The sequence below is a fragment of the Burkholderia sp. KBS0801 genome (assembly GCF_005937855.2).
Lineage (GTDB): Bacteria > Pseudomonadota > Gammaproteobacteria > Burkholderiales > Burkholderiaceae > Burkholderia > Burkholderia ambifaria.
Window position 1 is genome coordinate 236,326 of the sequence record NZ_CP042178.1, and the last position, 17,698, is coordinate 254,023.

Consider the following 17,698-nt stretch of genomic DNA (forward strand, 5'->3'; position numbering starts at 1 on the left):
CGATCCGGAATCAGGCGAGCGCATCCGACAGCCGTCGGTGCAGGGTCGTGACGGCGAGCGGCAGGCGCGGGCCGAAGCCGAGCAGGAACAGCGCATCGAGCGACACGACGCGCTGCGCGCGGCCGGCCGGCGTCGCGCCGAAGCCGGGCGCGGCAAGCAGCGCGGCGCGGCCGCCGACGGCCGCGAGCCCTTCGTCGGAGATCAGCACGATGTCGGGTGCGGCGGCGGCGAGCGCTTCGCTCGTCAGTGGCTTGTAGTGATCGAATCCCTGCATCGCATTGCGCGCGCCCGCGTAGCGGATCATCGCGTCGGCGGCCGTGCGCTGGCCGGCGGCGAGCGCCTGGTTGCCGGTGTGGTTCAGCACGAACAGCACGCGCGGCGGCTGCTCGCCGCCGGGCACGCGCGCGGCGACTGCATCGCGCGCGGCCTGCCAGTCGCGGTCGAAGCGTTGCAGCAGCGTGCTGCCCGCATCGCGCACGTCGAGCGCCTGCGCGACGCCGGTGATCTTCGCGCGCACGGATTCGACGTCGTGGCGCTCGTCGAACGTCGTCACCGCGACGCCCGCGCTTTTCACCTGCGAGATCGCGGTGGGCGGGCCGGCTTCCGCCGACGCGAGCACGAGATCGGGGCGCAGCGACAGCAGCCCCTCGGCCGACAGCGCGCGCTGGTAGCCGACCTTCGGCAGGCGCTTCGCGGCGTCCGGGTACGTGCAGGTCGTGTCGGCGCCGACGAGCCGGTAGCCGCGCGCGTCGGCACCGCCGAGCGCGAACGCGGTTTCCGCGAGCGCGCCGCCGATCACGACGACGCGCTTCTGCGCGGCCTGCGGCAGCGCGCGGCCGGGCAGCGCGCCCGCGAGCGCGCCGGCAACCGCGCTCGCGAGCACGCCGCGACGTCGCGGCGAGAAGGCTCGCGCGCTCACCGCGCGTCCCCGTGTGCCGCCGACGGCAGCGTCGCGACGAGCGTGCGCCAGTCGTCGCGTTCGACCTTGCCGGGCTTGCGTTCGCCGAACAGCAGCGCGACGTGGTCGCCCTGCCGGTCGAACAGCTCGAGCGACGTGACGATGCCGTCGCTCGTCGGCTTCTTCACGACCCAGGCGGCGGCGATCAGACGCTCGCGCACGTGCAGGTTGAAGCCCGGGTCGAGCACGTTGATCCATGCGCCGACCTCGCGCACGTTCGCGATGGGCCCTGTGTGGATCTGGATCATTCCCGCGTTGCCGACGAACACCATGATCGGCTGACCGCTTAGCGCCGCCCGTTCGAGCACATGACGCAGCGCGCGCTCCGCTTCGACCGGATACGCGTAGTGCGGATCGGCGAGACGCAGCGCCTGCAAGCGGCTCACGCCGAAGCGCTGCGTGATGCCGAAGAACTGGTGCGTGTCGGTCATCGCGTCCCACGCCGCACGAAAACCCGCGACGTCGATCTCGGTGTCGGCGCGCTCGGGCGTTTTCGGCGCGGCGGGTACGACGTCGAGCCCTGGCTCCTGCGTCGGCGCGCGCCAGCGTTCGACGAATGCGTCGTACGCCGCGTGATCGCTGTGCGCGCGCAGGTAGACCTTGTGGATCGCATGACCCTGTGCGTCGAAGAACTGCAGGCTCTTCAGCGGACCGTGCGCGGTCTGGTCGCGTACCGCGAACGCCGACGCCCAGTGACGGTAGAAGATGCGCAGGTCGATGTCGCCGAGCGCGAGGCCGACCGGGCCGTCGTGGCTCATCTGCGCATATTCGCCGTCCTTCTCGTGGACGGCCGTGTCGTTGCGCGTGAGCGCCATCACGCGGCCGAGGCGCGGCATTTCCTCGAACATCGCCGGAAAGCGCGCGTCGAGCCGCACCACGTGTTCGCCGACGAACGCGGCGAGCGCCTCGCCTTCGCTGACGCCGAGCGCCTGTGCGACGTCGCGGTTGCGCAGCTGGCGCTCGGTCTTGAGCTTGATGAACGCGTCGCGCAATGCGGCGACCGCGCGGGCCGGCGTGGCCGGGTGACCGGGAAGGGCGGAATGCATCATGTCGGACTCCTTCAAGTAACGGTTGGGCAGGAACGCGCGGTGGCGCGCTTCAGAAATCCACCTTCATGCTGACGGCGACGGTGCGTCCGGACGACGTGTACGCGTCGAGCACCTGCGAATCGGCCGCGATGCCGCGCACGTCCGACCAGTTCCAGTATTTGCGGTCGAACAGGTTGCGGATGCCGATCGTCGCGCTCACGTGCTTGTTGAAGCGATAGCCGCCGCGCAGGTCGACGACGAACGACGACGGCGGCGCGAAACACGCCTTGTTCGAGCAGTCGGACTTGTCGATGTCGTTGTCGCGTTTCGCGGCCTGGAACAGCAGGTCGGTCTGCACGAACCAGCGCTCGCCGGGCTCGTAGCGCACGCCGAACACCGCCGAGAACGGATCGATCGTGTTCAGCGGCTGGCTCGCCGCGCCGTCGTTTCGGGTCGAGCCGCGGGTGAACGCCATCGCCGTCTTCAGTGTGATGCCGTTGGGCATGACCCATTCGGCGCGGCCTTCGAGGCCGTGGATGCGCGCGTCGGCGAAGTTCACGTACTGGAACACGAACGGGTCGACCGGGCGGCCGCTGCCCGAGATCGTCGTGCGCGAGATGAAGTCGCGGTAGCGGCCGGTGAACGCGGCCGCGCTGTAGCGCACGATGCCGTAGCCGGTGCCGGCCTTGCCGCGCAGGCCCGCTTCGAACGTGTCGCTGGTCTCCGGCTTCAGGTTCGGATTGCCGATCGACGTGTAGCCGTACACCGGGTTCGAGAAGCTGCTGTTCACCTGGTCGGGTGTCGGTGCGCGAAAGCCGTGCGCGTATTGCGCATATGGAATCAGCGCGGGGGTGATCTCGTAGAGCACCGCGACGCGCGGCGACACTTCGTTCGCGCTCGTCGACACCGCGGTGCCGGTGAACAACGGATCGTTCTGCGACGCGCTCAGCCGGTACGTATCGAAGCGCAGCCCCGGCGTGACGAGCAGGCGGCCGTAACCGATCCGGTCCTGCACGAACGCGCCGAACAGCGTGTAGTCGGTATCAGGAAACGCCTTGTTCGGGAACGACTCGCCGACGCCCGGCACCGTGCCGTCGCGCAGGTTCGTCACGCGCGACAGGCTGCCGTCGACGCCATACAGCAACTTGTGCGCGAGCGGGCCGGTCGAGAAGCCGCTTTCGGCGAACGCCGAACCGCCGAACGTGCGCTCCTGGTACTCGTTGTCGCGGGAGCGCGAAGGCTGCCTGCCGCGCGTCTCGAACGCGTACTGATCCTGCTTCGCGTCCTGGTAGTAGAACTGCACGTGCGCGGTCTGGAACCAGCGCAACGCATCGTCGCGGAAGTCATAGTCGACGCTGAAGCGGTTGCGCTCGAGCCGGTCGTGGGTCGAGAGGCCGAGCGTGTCCGGCCGGTTGATCGCGGACAGCACGTCGGTGCTCACGCGGCGTTGCACGGTTTCGGCCGTGAACTTGATCGTGTCGCGCGCGGTGGGCGTCAGCACGAGTTTGCCGAGCAGTGATTCCGAATAGACGTCCTGCGGGTTCGACGTCGTGCGCAGCGTGCTCGCCGAATTGTTGCTGCCGCGCGTGTCGACTTCGTGGCCGCGCCGGCCGTCGGCAATGATCATTCCCTGCACGCGGTCGTTGCCGGCCGCGGCCGACACCGTCGCGCCGACGCTGCGATCGGCCGAGTCGTAGCTCGGCCGGAACGAGAAGTAGGTGGGCTTGCCGTAGATCGACAGCAGGTCGCGCGGATCCTTCGTGATGAAGTTCACCGCGCCGGTCAACCCGTCGCTGCCGTACAGCGCCGATGCCGGCCCGCGCAGGATCTCGATGCGCTTGAGCGTGTCGAGATCCGAATAGTCGCCGCGCCCGGCTTCGAGCGGTCCGAACGAGAACGCGTTCGGCAGGCGGATGCCGTCTTCCATCAGCAGCACGCGATTGCCTTCGAGGCCGCGAATGTTGATGCTCGAATCGCCGTCGCGGCCGCCGCCGAGCGCGGCGCTGCCGGGGCGATACGCGGTGCGGCGCACCGTGACGCCCGGCTCGTAGCGCAGCGCGTCCTTGATGTTGGTGGCCTGCTGTTCCTCGAGATCGTCGTCGGTGATCACCGACACGGACGCGGCCGTGCGGCTCGCGGCAGTGGCGGTACGGGTGGCCGTGACGGTGACGGGGTCGAGCAGCGCCGCATCGCCGCGCGCGGATCCGGCGACGAGGACGGCAGACCGCGGGTTGGCGCCTTTCGATGACGAATCGACATAAGTGGCATTAGCGGCGTTAGCGGTGGAATCGGCGTAAGCGGGGGCGGCGGACAGGCCGAATAGGCCGAACAGCGCGGCACAAATCGGCCGCCGCGCCAGCGGATAGCAATGCACAGGTGGTCTCCCATTGACGATAACGAGCCCGAAGGCTGGCTGGGTGACGGGTTCACCTGGCTGGCCCGTTCGCGCGCGACAGGCGCCGAACGGCGAATTGAAAGGAAACTAATGGTTCTCCCAGTGTAAATGAGAATCATTATCAATACAAGAACGGAAAACGGCGAGTGCGGACACGCGCCGTCGGCGCGAGTCGGGCGAGCCGCGCGGGGATGAATTCGGGAAAGACAGGCGCTAGGCCAGCGCTTCGATGCGAATCAGCAGGTTGCGCGCATGCGCAAGGAACGCATCGTGCGTCGCGCGATCGCCGTGGCCTTCGAAGCCGGTCTGTTCGGCGAACGCGAGCTGTTCGGCGTAGAGGTCGACGAGCGCGCGGCGTGTGTCGGGCGGCAGCGTGCGAATCATCGAGACGAGCAGCAACTCCTGCGCGCGCAGCATGCCGGACAGCGATTGGGGGTTCATGCCCACCTCCTCGAACGATGCGGCGGCGTGCCGCTCATTTCATAGTAGGTGGTGGGCGCGCGCAGCGGAAATCAGCCGGCGGCCGTCGCGGCGCGTGCCTCGCGCACGATCTGCGCGACGCGCTCGACGAACTCGGGGTCGACGCTCGACAGCGCTTCGCGCTTGCCGTCGGGCATCTCGACCATCAGCCGGTACGTGATGTCCTGCGTGGTCCAGGCGAGATAGCCGACGACGGCGAGCATCACGCCGACGACCAGCGCGCCGCTCGATCCGCCGATGCCGCCGGCGATGGCGGCGGCCACGCCGATCAGCGAGATCAGCCACGGCACGAGGCGATTCTTCGGGATCTTGACGACGTCGACGTTGCGGATGTCACGCAGCGGAAAGACTTGGCCCGCGGCCGACAGGCCGTTGCGCGTGATCGTCACGCCGCGTTCGTTGAATGCGTTTTCCATCGTGTGTTGCGTGGACGAAAACGCGCAGCGTAGCAGACTTCGTTGCCGCGTCAAACGAGACCGAGTGCCGCACGATGCGTGCGGGCCGGTTGCGACGCGGACAGCGACGCGTATGGAGAGGGAATCAGAACTGCAGCCGGCCGTCGCCGTACAGGCGGCCCGGCACATGCGAAGCGACGACCTCGGCGATCTCTTCGTCGGTCGATTCGGCCGGCACGATCTGGCGCCGCGCGGGCGCGTCGAGATGCATCGTCCATTCGACGAGCCGGTACGGCCGGCCCCACGGGCGCTGCATTTCCACCGACACGCGGCAGCTCTGGACCGGTAGCGAATGCTGGCGCGTCAGAAGCGCGTGCAGATGGCTGTAAACGGTATCTTCGATCATCTTGGCCTCCGATCCTGTCTTGTGGGCAGTTGATGGCGGTGCCGTAGCGGTTCTCAAAAAAAAAGCCGCCGATGCTCAGGCGGCCAACAGGGGGGGTGGAAGCATCCTCTCAGCCCAGAATTAAGCGAAACTTAAAAGCCCATAAAAAAGCGCCCCGCGTGGAGCGGGGCGCTTCTTGCCGTCGTGATCCGCGAGTTAAGCGGATGCTTTAGAACTTGTGACGGATGCCGACGCGAGCGGCCAGCTGGTTCGACGAACCCGTGCCCGACGTGTTGAAGTAGCTCGTGCTCGAGCCGATCTGCGCTTGCACGTTGTTGCCCGACGCCTTCTGGTAGACGACCAGGCCGTACACGTCCGTACGCTTGCTGAGCGCGTAGTCCAGGCCCAGGTTGCCCTGGTTCCAGTGTGCCGAGCCGCCGTTTTGCGTGGCGTTCGTGTACGTGTAGCCCGCTGCTGCCGACAGGGCCGGCGTGAACGCGTACTTCAGGCCCGCTTCGTATGCGTTGTAGAACGTGCCCGATGCGCCGGCTGCGACCGGGGTGAACTGCGTGCGCGTCCACAGGGCCCATGCCGTTGCCGGGCCGAAGATGTAGCGGCCGCCGACGCCGTACGTGCGCAGGTCGCGGATGTTACCCGTGCTGATGTTCGCGATCGTCGTCGAGAATGCCGGCGACGACTGGCTCGGGAAGCGGATGTCCGTGTAGGCCGCGCCGAGTGCGAACGGGCCGTTCGCGTAGTTCACGCCGAAGCTGTATGCACGCGACGAGCCGCCCGTGTTCGTCGCGCCCGTGCCCGCTGCGCCAGCGAAGTCGGTCGAGTTCGAGAAGCCGTACAACGCGCCGAACGTGAAGCCGGCGTAGTTTGCGCTCTGGAACTTCACCGAGTTGTTGATGCGGCTCGACGTGAGCTGGTCGACGTCGTTCACGTGGTACGCGTAGTTGCCCGCGACCGTGTTGCCGCCCGTCGAGTAGTTCGAACCGAGGATGTCGGTCGAGAACGAGTACTGACGGCCGAGCGTGACCGTACCGAATTGCGACTGGCTCAGGCCAACGTAAGCCTGGCGGCCGAAGATCGCGCCACCTTGGCCGATCGTGCCGTTGCCGCTGTTGAAGCCGTTTTCGAGCACGAAGATCGCCTTCAGGCCGCCACCGAGGTCTTCGGTGCCGCGCAGGCCCCAACGGCTGCCCTGGGCCACGCCGTCGTCGTACTTGAACAACTTGCCGCTGCCGCCGTTTGCGGTCTTGCTGTGGTTCACGTAGCTGATACCGGCGTCGATCACGCCGTACAGGGTCACGCTGCTTTGCGCGTGTGCCGTGCCGGCCGTTGCTGCGAGGATGGCGATGGTCAACAGTTTCTTGTTCAAAGGATTCTCCGAGCGAATGAATGGCGTGTCCAGTTGCGGTTCCGGCGCTCTCTGCGGGCGCTTTCACGGACCGGCGGCAACTTTATCGGCGGGCCACGTAATGAATATGACAGCGACTGTCATATGACCAATGTGTGGCGCCGATGCGACACTGGATTCTGCCCGGTTGTACAGCAGGGAGTTATACCGATTCCGCCTGAGATTCCATCGGGATCCGGAATATGCACATGAAATAAGCTTGGTTGGTGCTGTTCCGGCCCCGTGCCACGATGCGCGCTTGAACAACCACACGGGACAAGAGGACACCATGCGACGTTCGATCCTGACCGGCCTCGGCGCGCTTGCCGCGGCGCTGGCCTTTGCCGCGCCCGGCGCGCACGCCGATCCGCAGACGCTGAAGATCGGCACGATGAGCGGCCCCGACGCGCAGATCTGGACCGAGGTGACGAAAGTCGCCGCACGCGAGGGCCTCGCGATCAAGGTCATCGAATTCAACGATTACGTGCAGCCGAACGCCGCGCTCGACGCGGGCGACCTCGATGCGAACGGCTTCCAGCACCAGCCGTTTCTCGACAGCCAGATCAAGCAGCGCGGCTACCGCATCGTCAATGTCGGGCTGACCTACACGGCGCCGATGGGCTTCTATTCGAAGAAGCTCAAGTCGCTGAAGGACTTGCCGGCCGGCGCGAAGGTCGGGATCCAGAACGATCCGTCGAACGGCAACCGCGCGCTGCTGCTGCTGCAGAAATACGGGGTGATCAAGCTGAAGGCGGGCGCCGGCTCGAACGGCGTGAACGCGACGCCGCTCGACGTCGCGGAGAATCCGAAGAAGATCAGGATCGTCGAGCTCGACGCCGCGCAACTGCCGCGCGCGCTGCCCGACCTCGACGCCGCGTCGATCAACACCGACTACGCGGTGAAGGCCGGGCTCACGCCGGCGAAGGATGCGATCGCGATCGAGGATCTGCGCGGGCCGTACGCGAACCTGATCGCGGTGCGCGCGCAGGACAAGGACAAGCCGTGGGTGAAGAAGCTCGTCGCGGCCTATGAGTCGGACGACGTGCGCAAGTTCATCGACCAGAAGTTCGGCGGCGCGATCGTGCCGGCGTTCTGAACGCCGACGCAAGCCAGCCGCCGCCCGGCTGCCGCGCCGGGCCTCCCGCCGGGCCCCAAAGCACATCGCCCGCGCAAGCGGGCGATGTCGTTGGCGCGGGCCGCGAGGCGGCGCGTGGGCGCTCGCGGCTCAGGCCGCCCCCGCCGCTCAGGCCGACAGCAGCGACCCGGTGCGGATCGGCGTCGCGCCGGCGATCCGCGCGACTTCCATCCCGGCCGTCGCGAAGCGCACGATCTGGCGCGCGTACAGCACGCCCGACACGCTGCTCTTCAGCGTGATCACGCGATCGGTCAGCGGATCGACGATGTCGGCCACTTCCTGGCCGGCCTCGATCCACGCGCCGACCGGCGTGCGGAACACGATCACGCCCGACACGGGGGCCACGAGCGGATCGGTGCCCGCGAGCGGCGTGGCCGGATGCGAGAGCGGCGGCAGCGGCGCGGGCGTGCCGTCGATGACGCCGCGTTCCGTCAGGTATTCGACGATCCCCAGTGCGTCCTTCTCGGCGAACTCGTACGACACGTCGCGCTCGCTGCGCAGTTCGACCGTGACGGAAATCGCGCCGTTCGGGATCGGGAAACGATCGCCGAAGCGGTTGCGCAGATCCGACCAGCAAAAGCTGTGGATCTCGTCGAACGGATTGCCGACCGAATTCAGCGCGAGCAGCGACGCCTGCGCATCCAGGTAGCGCGCCAGCGGCTCGACGTCTTCCCACAGATCGGGGTTCGTGTAGAGGTGCAGTACCGCGTCGCTGTCGCAATGCAGGTCGAGCACGATGTCGGCGTCGAACGACAGCTTCTGCAGCGCGAGGCGCTGCGAGTCCAGTTCGGTGCGCGGCTTCTGCTCGTCGAGCGCCTCGCGCATCGCGGCGCGTACCGCGGCGAGGTTGCGCTGCGCGTCGTTCGTCAGGCGGCCTTCGATGCGCGGCAGCACGAGCGCCGCGAGATCGTAGAAATTGCGGTTGAAGTTCTGCATCGAGCCGAGCTCGAAGCGGCCGAGGTGATCGCCGAACACGTGCTGCGACAGGCCGATCGGGTTCGGTACCGGGACAATGACCACTTCGCCGCGCAGCTTGCCGGCCGTCTCGAGCGCGGCGATCTTGCGGCGCAGCAGCGCGGCGACCAGCATGCCGGGCAGTTCGTCCGCGTGCAGCGACGACTGGATGTAGACCTTCTTGCCGCCGCGCGGGCCGTAGTGGAAGCTCGTGATCTGGCGTTCGGTGCCGACGGCGGGGGAAATCAGCGGATGGGTCTGCGTTTGCATGATGAGGGGAGGGCGGCGCAGCCGCGAGTGATCCGTATGCGTGGAAGATCGATTGTACGTTGCCTTCCGCGAACCTATCAAACCACGCGAGCGGCGCGTCGTTTCCCTTTGCGAATCATCGGGTTGGCGCGTAAAAAATAACGGCCCGGCGGGCCTGCGCACCCGCGTCGCCCGCAGCGTTTGGTCACACGCGGGCAAAAAAAACGGGCTCCTTGCGGAGCCCGTCTGCGCGGATGAGAAGCGCGCTTTTACGCGGTATTACTTGCCGTACACGTCGAAATCGAAGTACTTCTTCGCGATCTTCTGGTACGTGCCGTCCTTGCGCATGCCCGTGATCGCGCTGTCGATCTTCGCCTTCAGGTCGGTGTCTTCCTTGCGCAGGCCGATGCCCGCGCCGTTGCCGAGCGTCTTCGGATCGTCGATGTCCTTGCCGGCGAAATCGAAGTTCGCGCCGCGCGGGGTCTTCAGGAAGCCGATCTCGGCCTGCACCGCATCCTGCAGCGCGCCGTCCAGACGGCCCGCGATCAGGTCGGCGTAGACCTGGTCCTGGTTCTGGTAAGGCACGACCTTCACGCCCTTCGCGGCCCAGTACGTCTTCGCATAGGTTTCCTGGATCGTGCCCTGCTCGACACCGACCGACTTGCCCTTCAGCGATTCGGCGGTCGGCATCAGGCCCGAGCCCTTCTTCGCGACGAGGCGCGTCGGCGTGTTGAACAGCTTCTCGGAGAACGCGATCTGTTCCTGGCGCGCCGGCGTCATCGACATCGACGACAGGACGCCGTCGAACTTGCGTGCCTTCAGTGCCGGGATCATCCCGTCGAAGTCGTTTTCGATCCACACGCACTTCGCGTTCATGCGGCGGCAGATCTCGTTGCCGAGATCGACGTCGAAACCGACCACCTTGCCGCTCGCGTCTTTCGATTCGAAAGGCGGGTAGCTTGCGTCGACGCCGAAGCGCACGGTCGTCCAGTCCTTCGCGTACGCGGTGCCGGCCGAAACGGCGAGCACGGCCACGGTCACAGCCGCAAGAATCTTTTTCACTCGGTCACTCCTCGTTTTGTTCGATGGGTGCGCGGTTGTGCCGCGCCGTAAGCCTTCGGTCCGGCGCGGTTTCGCATCGGACTGTCCGTTTCGCCTGCCCGATGCGGGCGCGCGACGTGCGCAAGATTATCAAGACAAAATACCCGGAGGGCGCCTAGGACAAGCCCCGATACCGGACCCGACGCCCGCGCATGCGGCGCGCGACCGTTTCAGACCTAGGAACGGTTCAGCCGAGCGTTTCGTTGACCGCGCGCTGCAGGCAACCGACGAATTCCGAGACGGCGGGCGTCGGCAGCAGGTCGCGGCGCGCGATGATCGACAGGTCGAAGCGCGGCATGCTTTCGTCGAGCTCGGCCGTGCGGATGCCGAGCGGCGCCACCATCGCGGCCAGCGGGCGTGTGAAACAGCCGATCACGTCGGAGCGCGCGACCAGCCCGAGCGTCACCGCGAACGACATCGGCGAGCGCAGCAGGCGCTTCGGCAGCGGCAGCCCGCGCGCGTCGAACATCGCGCTCATCACGCTGTGTGGGAACTGCTCGGCGCCGACCGTCACGATCCACTCGGCGTCGAGCAATTCCTCTAACCGGCGCGCGTGCGCGAGCGGGTGGCCTTCGCGCATCACGACGGTGAATTCGGTCGACAGCAGCGGCACCTGCGTGAAATCGCGGTCGAGCGCGGGCACATGGTGCATTGCAGCGATATCGAGCGTGCCGTTGCGCAGCTGCGCGAGCGCGTCGGGCACCGTCACTTCCTCGAGATGCAGGCTGACGTTCGGCATCGACCGGCGGAATGCGGTGACCGCGTGCGGCAGCGCGGTCAGCGCGATCGACGGCATCGTGCCGACCGCGACGCGCCCGGACATTTCCCCTTTCACCTGCTCGACGGCCTCGACGGTGCGGCGCATGTCGCCGAGCAATTGCTCGGCGCGCGGCAGCAGCGCATGGCCGCACGCGGTCAGCTCGACGCCGCGCACGCTGCGCACGAGCAGTTCCGCGTTCAGCGCCGTTTCGAGTTCGCGGATCGTATGCGTGATCGCGGGCTGCGTGACGCCGAGCTCGCGCGCGGCGGCGCGCAGGCTCTTGTGATGCGCGGCGGAGACGAACGCGTGGAGCTGCGCGGTGTTCAGGTGGTTGCGGATGCGGGTCATCGAGCGGCTCGGATCTGGCGGTGGGCCGGGGCGCCGGCGCGAAGATCGATAGGGTAGCGCGCCTGGACGGCGCGCCGGTTTTGTCAGGCGTCAGGCGAGCGCCGTCTCGACCGCCGCCAGCGTGCGCCGCCGGATCCAGCCGCTTCCCAGCCGAATCGCGAGCCAGTACGGCAGGAACAGCAGCCGCGTGCGCGCGCTCGGACAATGCACGAAGGTTTCGGTGCGCAGCAGGCGCATGCCGGAGCGCAGTCCGATCACCTCGAAGCGCAGCACCAGCTTGGCGTCGTGCGGATCGTCGTGCCGCACGAAGGCCGCGGCGTCGGCGATCGTCCGCACGTCGGGCGTCGGGTGCCAGAAGCGTCCGACGAGGCCGAGCGACAGCGACGTGTCGTCGCGATGCAGCAGCGTGAAGGAGTCGAAACCGAAGCGCTCGCGCGGGGCTTGGGGCGCACGATTGCGCAGCACGCGGGCGACAGCCGCCGGGGTTTCGCGCACGGCCAGCAGCGCGTCGATGACCGGATCGGCCCGCATGTCGAGCGTGGCCACGGCGTCGATGATGCGCGACGGCGGCGCGTCGATCGGCCGCGATTCATGAACCTCGACGAAGCCGAACGACGGGATGAAAGGCGGCTTGTGCGCCGCGGTCCGCGTGTCTGATTCGGAGACGATGCCGAACGGATTCATCAGAATTTGCTCCGAGAAACCCCGCCATTTCCCCCAAGGGGACTTCCTTCGGGGCGGATGGCGGGAAGGAAAGGCGTGCGGTTGACAGGCAGCTTCTTCCACGGGTTAGGATCACCGGCATGATTCTTGTCTACCGCTACCGCGTGAAGTCGCTCAACGGACTGCTCAACAAGCAGAGCCGTGCGGTGAATTACGTCTGGAACTTCTGCAATGACACGCAGAAGCACGCGCTCAAGTGGAGCAAGAAGTGGCCGACGGGATTCGATCTGAACGTGCTGACGACGGGGAGCAGCAAGGCGCTCGGCATCCACTCCGGCACGGTCAACGCGACGTGCGAGCAATATGCGAAGTCGCGCAGTCAGCACCGTCGGCCCTACCTGCGCTATCGCGGCAGGAAATCGCTGGGCTGGGTGCCGCTGAAGGGCCGTGACCTGAAGCGCGAGGGTGACGCGTTCCGTTTCGCCGGCAACACGTTTCGCGTGTTCAACAGCCGACCGCTTCCCGAAGGCAAGATCAAGGATGGGACCAACTTCGCGCAGGATGCGCGCGGCAACTGGTTCTTGAATATCGTGATCGAGATGCCCGATGTTCAGGCCCGCCCGATCCGTTCTGGTGTCGGCATCGATCTTGGCCTGAAAGACTTCGCCACACTTTCGACCGGCGAGAAGCTGCCCAATGACCAGTTCGGTCGACGAGCGACGGAAAAGCTGGCGAAAGCGCAACGGGCGCGAAAGCACAAGCGGCATATCGCGAAGCTGCACGCCAAGGTCGCGAATGCCCGTGCCGATTTCCAGCATAAGCTCGCGCTCGATCTGGTGCGGCGTTTCGATTACATCGCGGTCGGCAACGTGTCGGCCGCGAAGCTCGCCAGAACCAGGATGGCGAAGAGCGTCTACGACGCGTCCTGGTCGTCCTTCCGAAACAAGCTCCGTTACAAGGCGATGGCGCACGGGGCCACGTTCGAGGAAGTCGACGAAAGCGGTTCTACCCAGTCCTGTTCGTCGTGCGGATCGAAAGACAGCACGACGCGGCCGAAAGGTATCGCGGGACTGCGAATGAGGGAGTGGGCCTGTAGTGAATGTGGTGTCGAGCATGATCGAGATATCAACGCTGCGCTGAACATTCTCCGATGCGGACGTGCATCGCCAGGTGTGGGAATCACCTGCCTTTAGGCGGGTGAGGACGTCAAGACGGTTCCGGAGGACAAAGCGCGATCGTAGCACCGCGTGCGGATTCGTGAACGGACGCGACGCATGCCGCCCCGTGCCGGCCGAGCGAGGCGCCGGAGCTCCGTGGCGCACCCGCAAAAAAAGCCCGGAAACTGGCGTTTCCAGGCCGGGAGACCATCGACGACGATGGTGGGAGGAGACGGTGTCGTCCCGCTGCGCGCCGTCCTTTTCGCAAGCGACGTCGCGCATGAGCCGCGCTCAGATCGCCCAGCCGCCGAGGTAGAACGTGACGAGCACGGCCGCGATGAGCACGGTGCCGACGTTGAGCTTGCGGAATTCGCCGCTGGCGATGCGGCCGATCACGAGCGTCGAGAAGCCGAGCATGATGCCCGTCACGATGTTCGCGGTCAGCACGATAAACACCGCGCACACGAGGCCCGACATCGCGTCGACCATGTCGTCCATGTGCAGCTTGCTCACGCTGCCGAGCATCAGCAGGCCGACGTACATCAGCGCGGGTGCGGTGGCGTACGACGGCACGAGGCCCGCGAGCGGCGAGAAGAACATCACGACCAGGAACAGCAGGCCGACCACCGCGGCCGCGAGGCCCGTCTTCGCGCCGGCGGCCACGCCGACGCTCGACTCGATGTAGGCCGCGGCCGGCGCACCGCCGAGGAAGCCCGAGAAGATCGAGCTGATCGAATCGGCGGTCAGCGCGCGGCCGCCGTTGATGATGCGGCCGTTCTCGTCGAGCTGGCCCGCCTGGCCGGCGACCGCGCGGATCGTGCCGGTCGCGTCGAACACGGCGGTCATCACGAGCGCCAGCACGCTCGGCAGCACGGCCATCGACAGCGCGCCCTTGATGTCCATCGCGCCGATCAGCGATGCGTGGCCCGGCGCGCTCAGCGACGGCAGCGCGAAGATGCCGCGGTATTTGACGGCCGGGTCGAACACGAGGCCGATCAGCGAGATCGCGACCACGACGAGCAGGATGCCGCCCGGCACGCGGCGCTTCTCGAGCCCGAAGATCGCCGCGAGGCCGACGACCGACATGATGACCGGGAACGCGGTGATCTGGCCGAGCGAGACCGGCAGGCCGGCGCCCGGGTTCTTGATCACGAGGCCGACGTCGTTCGACGCGATCAGCAGCAGGAACAGGCCGATGCCGATCCCCGTGCCGTGCGCGACGCCCGCGGGCAGGTTGCGCAGGATCCACGAACGCACGCCGGTGACCGAGATGCCGGTGAACACGAGGCCCATCAGGAACACGGCGCCAAGCGCGACGGTGGGCGGCAGGCCCTTGCCGAGCACGAGACCGAACGCGGTGAACGCCGTCAGCGAAATCGCGCAGCCGATCGCGATCGGCAGCTTCGCCCACAGGCCCATCAGCAGCGAACCGAAGGCGGTGGTCAGACAGACCGCGACGAATACCGCGCTCGTGTCGAAGCCGGCCTTGCCGAACATCCCGGGCACGACGAACACGGAATAGACCATCGCGAGGAAGGTGGTCACGCCCGCGACGATTTCGCGACGCTGCGTGCTGCCGCGCGACGAAATGTCGAAGTACCGGTCGATGGCTCCCTTGACGCCGAAGTCGGGTTGTTCCGCACCGACGCCGACCGTCGGCTGCACCGGGGTATCACTCATGAGCTTGCTCCTTTATCAGCATGCTGAAACGGCCTGTAGCGGACCGTCGTCAGGGTGTCTCGTATCTGGTTGAAATTGTCGGCAACGTCGTGGGGACGCATGACGCGTGAGCCGTGTCGTCGGACGCGCTTCGAAGCGGGCGCGAGTGCGTCGCGTCGTACGACGCGTGGTGCGGTCGACCTCGTCACGTGTGCTTTGCCGTAGCGAAGGTTAGGCGAACGGCCCATCACGTCCCATTGGGAGAAGAGCATGCAGCGCATGTCGCAGCGCTTATATCGGCGTGCAACGGGGCTTCGTCGTCGCGGAACGCGTGTATACGCCTAGTTCGAATCCGTTAAGGCGATTATTTGAATGCGCGGGCGGCGGGGCGGGGGATGCGTCGAGGCTTACGGATGTCTTTCGTCGAGGCCGGGCAGGCGCGTAAAAGCGGCCGCGCGGAACCCGCATCCTGATGATGCCGGCGCCGCGCGCATGCCGCGCCGGTTCTGGCTCGTTGTCCCGGCTCCTTGTCCGTCAACCCCGCGCGAGATGCGCGAGGTACACACAGAACATGTCGGCCATCGCGTTCGAATAGGCGTCGATTTCCTCAGGCGTGCGTTCCGTTTCGGAGAACGCCTTGCCGCCCGTCGTGAGCGTCGTCATGACCAGCTCGCACGCGAGCGCATGCGTGGCGTCGGGCACGTCGGGCAGCATTTCGCGCATGAATGCGCTGAAGACCCGGTTGCCTTCGGTCTTCACTTCCCGCGCCTCGGGGGCGTCGCGATAGAGGGGCGCGGCGTCGTCGAGTGCGATGCGCATCGACGCCTCGTCGCATTCCGAACGGATGAACGCGTGGACGGCCGTACGCAGCCGCTCGGGCGGCGTCTGGCGCGTGTCCTGCAGCATCCCGCACAGCATCTCGGAGGTTTGCCGCCATTCGTCGTGCTGGAGCCGGAACAGCACGGCCGCCTTGTTCGGGAAGTACTGGTACAGCGAGCCGACACTCACGCCGGCGCGCTCGGCTACGCGCGCCATCGTGAAGCGCTGCGCCCCTTCGGTCGCCAAAACCTGAATAGCGGCCTGCAGCACGTCGTCGACGAGACGGGTCGAGCGGGCCTGCTTGGGCTGCTTGCGCGAGGCGATCGGGGCGTTGCGGCGGTCGGTCATGACGGGTCTGCCAATGCGAATAGTAAAACCTGAATGATTCGTCATATTCTAGTCGGGCGTACTGACGCACTCAACCTGACTTCGGAGATTCGCATGACCACCCTGATTCACGACCCGTTGGCGTCGCTGCTCGCGCGCCTGTTCGACGAAGCCGAAGCCTCGTCGCCCGCATCGAACCCGGACTTCGCCAACGTGTCGCACGACGAGCAAATGCGGCTGATGCGCAGCAAGACCGATTACGCCGACTTCTATGCACGCCTGAAGGACTATCCGCTCGCGGTGTCGCGCGAGACGGGCACGCTGCTGTACATGCTCGCGCGCGCCTGCGGCGCACGTTCGATCGTCGAGTTCGGCACGTCGTTCGGCATCTCGACGCTGCACCTCGCCGCCGCGCTGCGCGACAACGGCGGCGGCCGCGTGATCACCAGCGAGTTCGAAGCGTCGAAGGTCGCGCGGGCGCGCGCCAATCTGGCCGCGGCCGGGCTGGCCGATCTGGTGGAGATTCGGGAAGGCGATGCGTTGCGCACGCTGGCCAGCGATCTGCCGGATACGGTCGACCTGCTGCTGCTCGACGGCGCGAAGGCGTTGTATCCGGAGATTCTCGAACGGGTCGAGCCGCGGCTGCGGGCCGGCGCGTTCGTCGTCGCCGACAATGCCGAATACAGCCCCGACTACCTCGCCTACGTGCGTACGCCGCAGAACGGCTATCTGTCGGTGCCGTTCGGCGGCGATGTCGAACTGTCGATGCGGATTCGCTGAGGTTGAGGCATCGCGCGGCAGCCGAAGCGATAGCGTAAAAATGCAGGATAACTGATCAAGTTGCATGTTACGGCGGCGCCCCGGTTCGGGTAGCCGCCGTCGTCGTGCGTTACTTCAGGAACACGTAGCGCGCGAAATACGGAAAGCGGCCGACCGCATGTTCGGTCGAGCACGCGGTTTCCGGCGGCGTGCCGCCCGCGGTGTCGAGCCGCTGCACGAAGCGCACGCCGGCGAGCGTTCCGGTCGTGGCCTTCGTGCCCGTTGCGGCCGGCGTCGCGGCGAGCAGCAATTGAGGAACGCTGCCGACGCGCGCGCTCGGCGCTTCCACGAGCTTCTTGCCGGTGATGCGGCTGCCATCGAGCGCTTCCCATGACGGCCCCGCGCCGTGCCGCACGACGAGCGTGCCGCCGGCATCGAACAGCATTGCTTCCGGGCGCTGGAATGCCCACGCGAGCCGGTGGTCGGCATCGTATTCGCATGCGTAGATCTGCACGCCGGTCGCGGTCGTCGACAGCACGGGTGTCGCGGGAGCGGGCGGTGCGAGGCCGGTGGCATCGTCGGCATAGGCCGGCGCGGCGCAGGCCGCGAATGAAAGACCGGCCGCGAAGGCCAGCAACATGTCGCGTGTCGGGGAAGGGCTTGGCATGGCGGCGCGTCCTTTCAGGTCGGGTGACGATCGTGCGGAGTCGAACCCGTAAACGCT

The 17,698-nt window shown here is 66.8% G+C and carries 17 protein-coding genes; 3 read left to right on the forward strand and 14 right to left on the reverse strand.

The annotated features are described in order from the left end of the window. Positions 1-10 precede the first annotated feature (10 nt). The 7 genes from FFI87_RS17900 to FFI87_RS17930 form a co-directional block, all read right to left on the reverse strand. Positions 11-919 (reverse strand): hemin ABC transporter substrate-binding protein, encoded by a 909-nt coding sequence (locus FFI87_RS17900; protein WP_138849631.1) that lies wholly within the window; start codon positions 917-919, stop codon positions 11-13. Beyond that, positions 916-2,007 (reverse strand): hemin-degrading factor, encoded by a 1,092-nt coding sequence (locus tag FFI87_RS17905; protein WP_012366990.1) that lies wholly within the window; start codon positions 2,005-2,007, stop codon positions 916-918. The genes FFI87_RS17900 and FFI87_RS17905 overlap by 4 nt, the downstream gene beginning before the upstream one ends. 49 nt (positions 2,008-2,056) lie before the next feature. Next, a complete protein-coding gene (locus tag FFI87_RS17910; RefSeq protein ID WP_138849630.1) occupies positions 2,057-4,360 on the reverse strand; it encodes a TonB-dependent hemoglobin/transferrin/lactoferrin family receptor in 2,304 nt (767 codons plus the stop codon). A 234-nt stretch (positions 4,361-4,594) separates the two neighbouring features. Further along, entirely contained in the window at positions 4,595-4,822 is a 228-nt protein-coding gene (locus FFI87_RS17915) for a hypothetical protein (RefSeq protein WP_012366988.1), read from the reverse strand. Between the two features lie 71 nt (positions 4,823-4,893). After that, on the reverse strand, positions 4,894-5,277 hold the full coding sequence (locus tag FFI87_RS17920) for a DUF6232 family protein (protein WP_138849629.1): 384 nt from the start codon (positions 5,275-5,277) through the stop codon (positions 4,894-4,896). Between the two features lie 124 nt (positions 5,278-5,401). Then, positions 5,402-5,662, reverse strand: a complete 261-nt coding sequence (locus tag FFI87_RS17925; RefSeq protein ID WP_006754283.1) for a DUF2866 domain-containing protein — start codon at positions 5,660-5,662, stop codon at positions 5,402-5,404. Positions 5,663-5,870: 208 nt separating this feature from the next. After that, a complete protein-coding gene (locus tag FFI87_RS17930; RefSeq protein ID WP_138849628.1) occupies positions 5,871-7,025 on the reverse strand; it encodes a porin in 1,155 nt (384 codons plus the stop codon). Positions 7,026-7,332: 307 nt separating this feature from the next. Here FFI87_RS17930 and FFI87_RS17935 point away from each other — a divergent pair, with 307 nt between their 5' ends. Further along, positions 7,333-8,139, forward strand: coding sequence for a MetQ/NlpA family ABC transporter substrate-binding protein (locus FFI87_RS17935; RefSeq protein ID WP_138849627.1), 807 nt, complete (start codon positions 7,333-7,335; stop codon positions 8,137-8,139). 147 nt (positions 8,140-8,286) lie between these two features. Here FFI87_RS17935 and FFI87_RS17940 read toward each other — a convergent pair whose 3' ends face one another. The 4 genes from FFI87_RS17940 to FFI87_RS17955 form a co-directional block, all read right to left on the reverse strand. Beyond that, positions 8,287-9,402, reverse strand: a complete 1,116-nt coding sequence (locus FFI87_RS17940; protein WP_138849626.1) for a succinylglutamate desuccinylase/aspartoacylase family protein — start codon at positions 9,400-9,402, stop codon at positions 8,287-8,289. A gap of 258 nt (positions 9,403-9,660) precedes the next feature. After that, the gene (locus tag FFI87_RS17945; protein WP_138849625.1) at positions 9,661-10,443 is read right to left on the reverse strand and encodes an ABC transporter substrate-binding protein; all 783 of its coding nucleotides are present in this window, start codon (positions 10,441-10,443) and stop codon (positions 9,661-9,663) included. Between the two features lie 226 nt (positions 10,444-10,669). Further along, entirely contained in the window at positions 10,670-11,590 is a 921-nt protein-coding gene (locus tag FFI87_RS17950) for a LysR substrate-binding domain-containing protein (protein ID WP_175656710.1), read from the reverse strand. A gap of 90 nt (positions 11,591-11,680) precedes the next feature. Beyond that, positions 11,681-12,274 (reverse strand): hypothetical protein, encoded by a 594-nt coding sequence (locus FFI87_RS17955; RefSeq protein ID WP_012366983.1) that lies wholly within the window; start codon positions 12,272-12,274, stop codon positions 11,681-11,683. A gap of 119 nt (positions 12,275-12,393) precedes the next feature. Between FFI87_RS17955 and FFI87_RS17960 the strand changes: the two genes are divergently transcribed. After that, positions 12,394-13,446 carry an RNA-guided endonuclease InsQ/TnpB family protein gene (locus FFI87_RS17960; protein WP_138849624.1) on the forward strand — a complete coding sequence of 351 codons (1,053 nt, stop codon included), beginning with the start codon at positions 12,394-12,396 and terminating at the stop codon, positions 13,444-13,446. A gap of 255 nt (positions 13,447-13,701) precedes the next feature. Here FFI87_RS17960 and FFI87_RS17965 read toward each other — a convergent pair whose 3' ends face one another. Both FFI87_RS17965 and FFI87_RS17970 read right to left on the reverse strand, forming a co-directional pair. After that, positions 13,702-15,090: an NCS2 family permease gene (locus FFI87_RS17965; RefSeq protein ID WP_138849623.1), complete on the reverse strand. Its 1,389-nt coding sequence runs from the start codon at positions 15,088-15,090 to the stop codon at positions 13,702-13,704. Between the two features lie 513 nt (positions 15,091-15,603). After that, positions 15,604-16,236, reverse strand: coding sequence for a TetR family transcriptional regulator (locus FFI87_RS17970; protein WP_261378605.1), 633 nt, complete (start codon positions 16,234-16,236; stop codon positions 15,604-15,606). A gap of 93 nt (positions 16,237-16,329) precedes the next feature. On the opposite strand from FFI87_RS17970, the gene FFI87_RS17975 reads away from it, so the two are divergent. After that, positions 16,330-16,995, forward strand: coding sequence for an O-methyltransferase (locus tag FFI87_RS17975; RefSeq protein ID WP_138849621.1), 666 nt, complete (start codon positions 16,330-16,332; stop codon positions 16,993-16,995). A 109-nt stretch (positions 16,996-17,104) separates the two neighbouring features. Here the strand turns inward: FFI87_RS17975 and FFI87_RS17980 are convergent, their stop codons facing one another. Next, positions 17,105-17,641, reverse strand: coding sequence for a DUF3455 domain-containing protein (locus FFI87_RS17980; protein WP_138849620.1), 537 nt, complete (start codon positions 17,639-17,641; stop codon positions 17,105-17,107). Positions 17,642-17,698 lie beyond the last annotated feature (57 nt).

Coding starts and splice junctions, on each gene's coding strand:
- FFI87_RS17980 (WP_138849620.1), bottom strand. CDS start 17,641: ATGCCAAGCCCTTCCCCGACACGCGACATGTTGCTGGCCTTCGCGGCC.
- FFI87_RS17970 (WP_261378605.1), bottom strand. CDS start 16,236: ATGACCGACCGCCGCAACGCCCCGATCGCCTCGCGCAAGCAGCCCAAG.
- FFI87_RS17955 (WP_012366983.1), bottom strand. CDS start 12,274: ATGAATCCGTTCGGCATCGTCTCCGAATCAGACACGCGGACCGCGGCG.
- FFI87_RS17905 (WP_012366990.1), bottom strand. CDS start 2,007: ATGATGCATTCCGCCCTTCCCGGTCACCCGGCCACGCCGGCCCGCGCG.
- FFI87_RS17940 (WP_138849626.1), bottom strand. CDS start 9,402: ATGCAAACGCAGACCCATCCGCTGATTTCCCCCGCCGTCGGCACCGAA.
- FFI87_RS17950 (WP_175656710.1), bottom strand. CDS start 11,590: ATGACCCGCATCCGCAACCACCTGAACACCGCGCAGCTCCACGCGTTC.
- FFI87_RS17915 (WP_012366988.1), bottom strand. CDS start 4,822: ATGAACCCCCAATCGCTGTCCGGCATGCTGCGCGCGCAGGAGTTGCTG.
- FFI87_RS17925 (WP_006754283.1), bottom strand. CDS start 5,662: ATGATCGAAGATACCGTTTACAGCCATCTGCACGCGCTTCTGACGCGC.
- FFI87_RS17935 (WP_138849627.1), top strand. CDS start 7,333: ATGCGACGTTCGATCCTGACCGGCCTCGGCGCGCTTGCCGCGGCGCTG.
- FFI87_RS17920 (WP_138849629.1), bottom strand. CDS start 5,277: ATGGAAAACGCATTCAACGAACGCGGCGTGACGATCACGCGCAACGGC.
- FFI87_RS17965 (WP_138849623.1), bottom strand. CDS start 15,090: ATGAGTGATACCCCGGTGCAGCCGACGGTCGGCGTCGGTGCGGAACAA.
- FFI87_RS17975 (WP_138849621.1), top strand. CDS start 16,330: ATGACCACCCTGATTCACGACCCGTTGGCGTCGCTGCTCGCGCGCCTG.
- FFI87_RS17960 (WP_138849624.1), top strand. CDS start 12,394: ATGATTCTTGTCTACCGCTACCGCGTGAAGTCGCTCAACGGACTGCTC.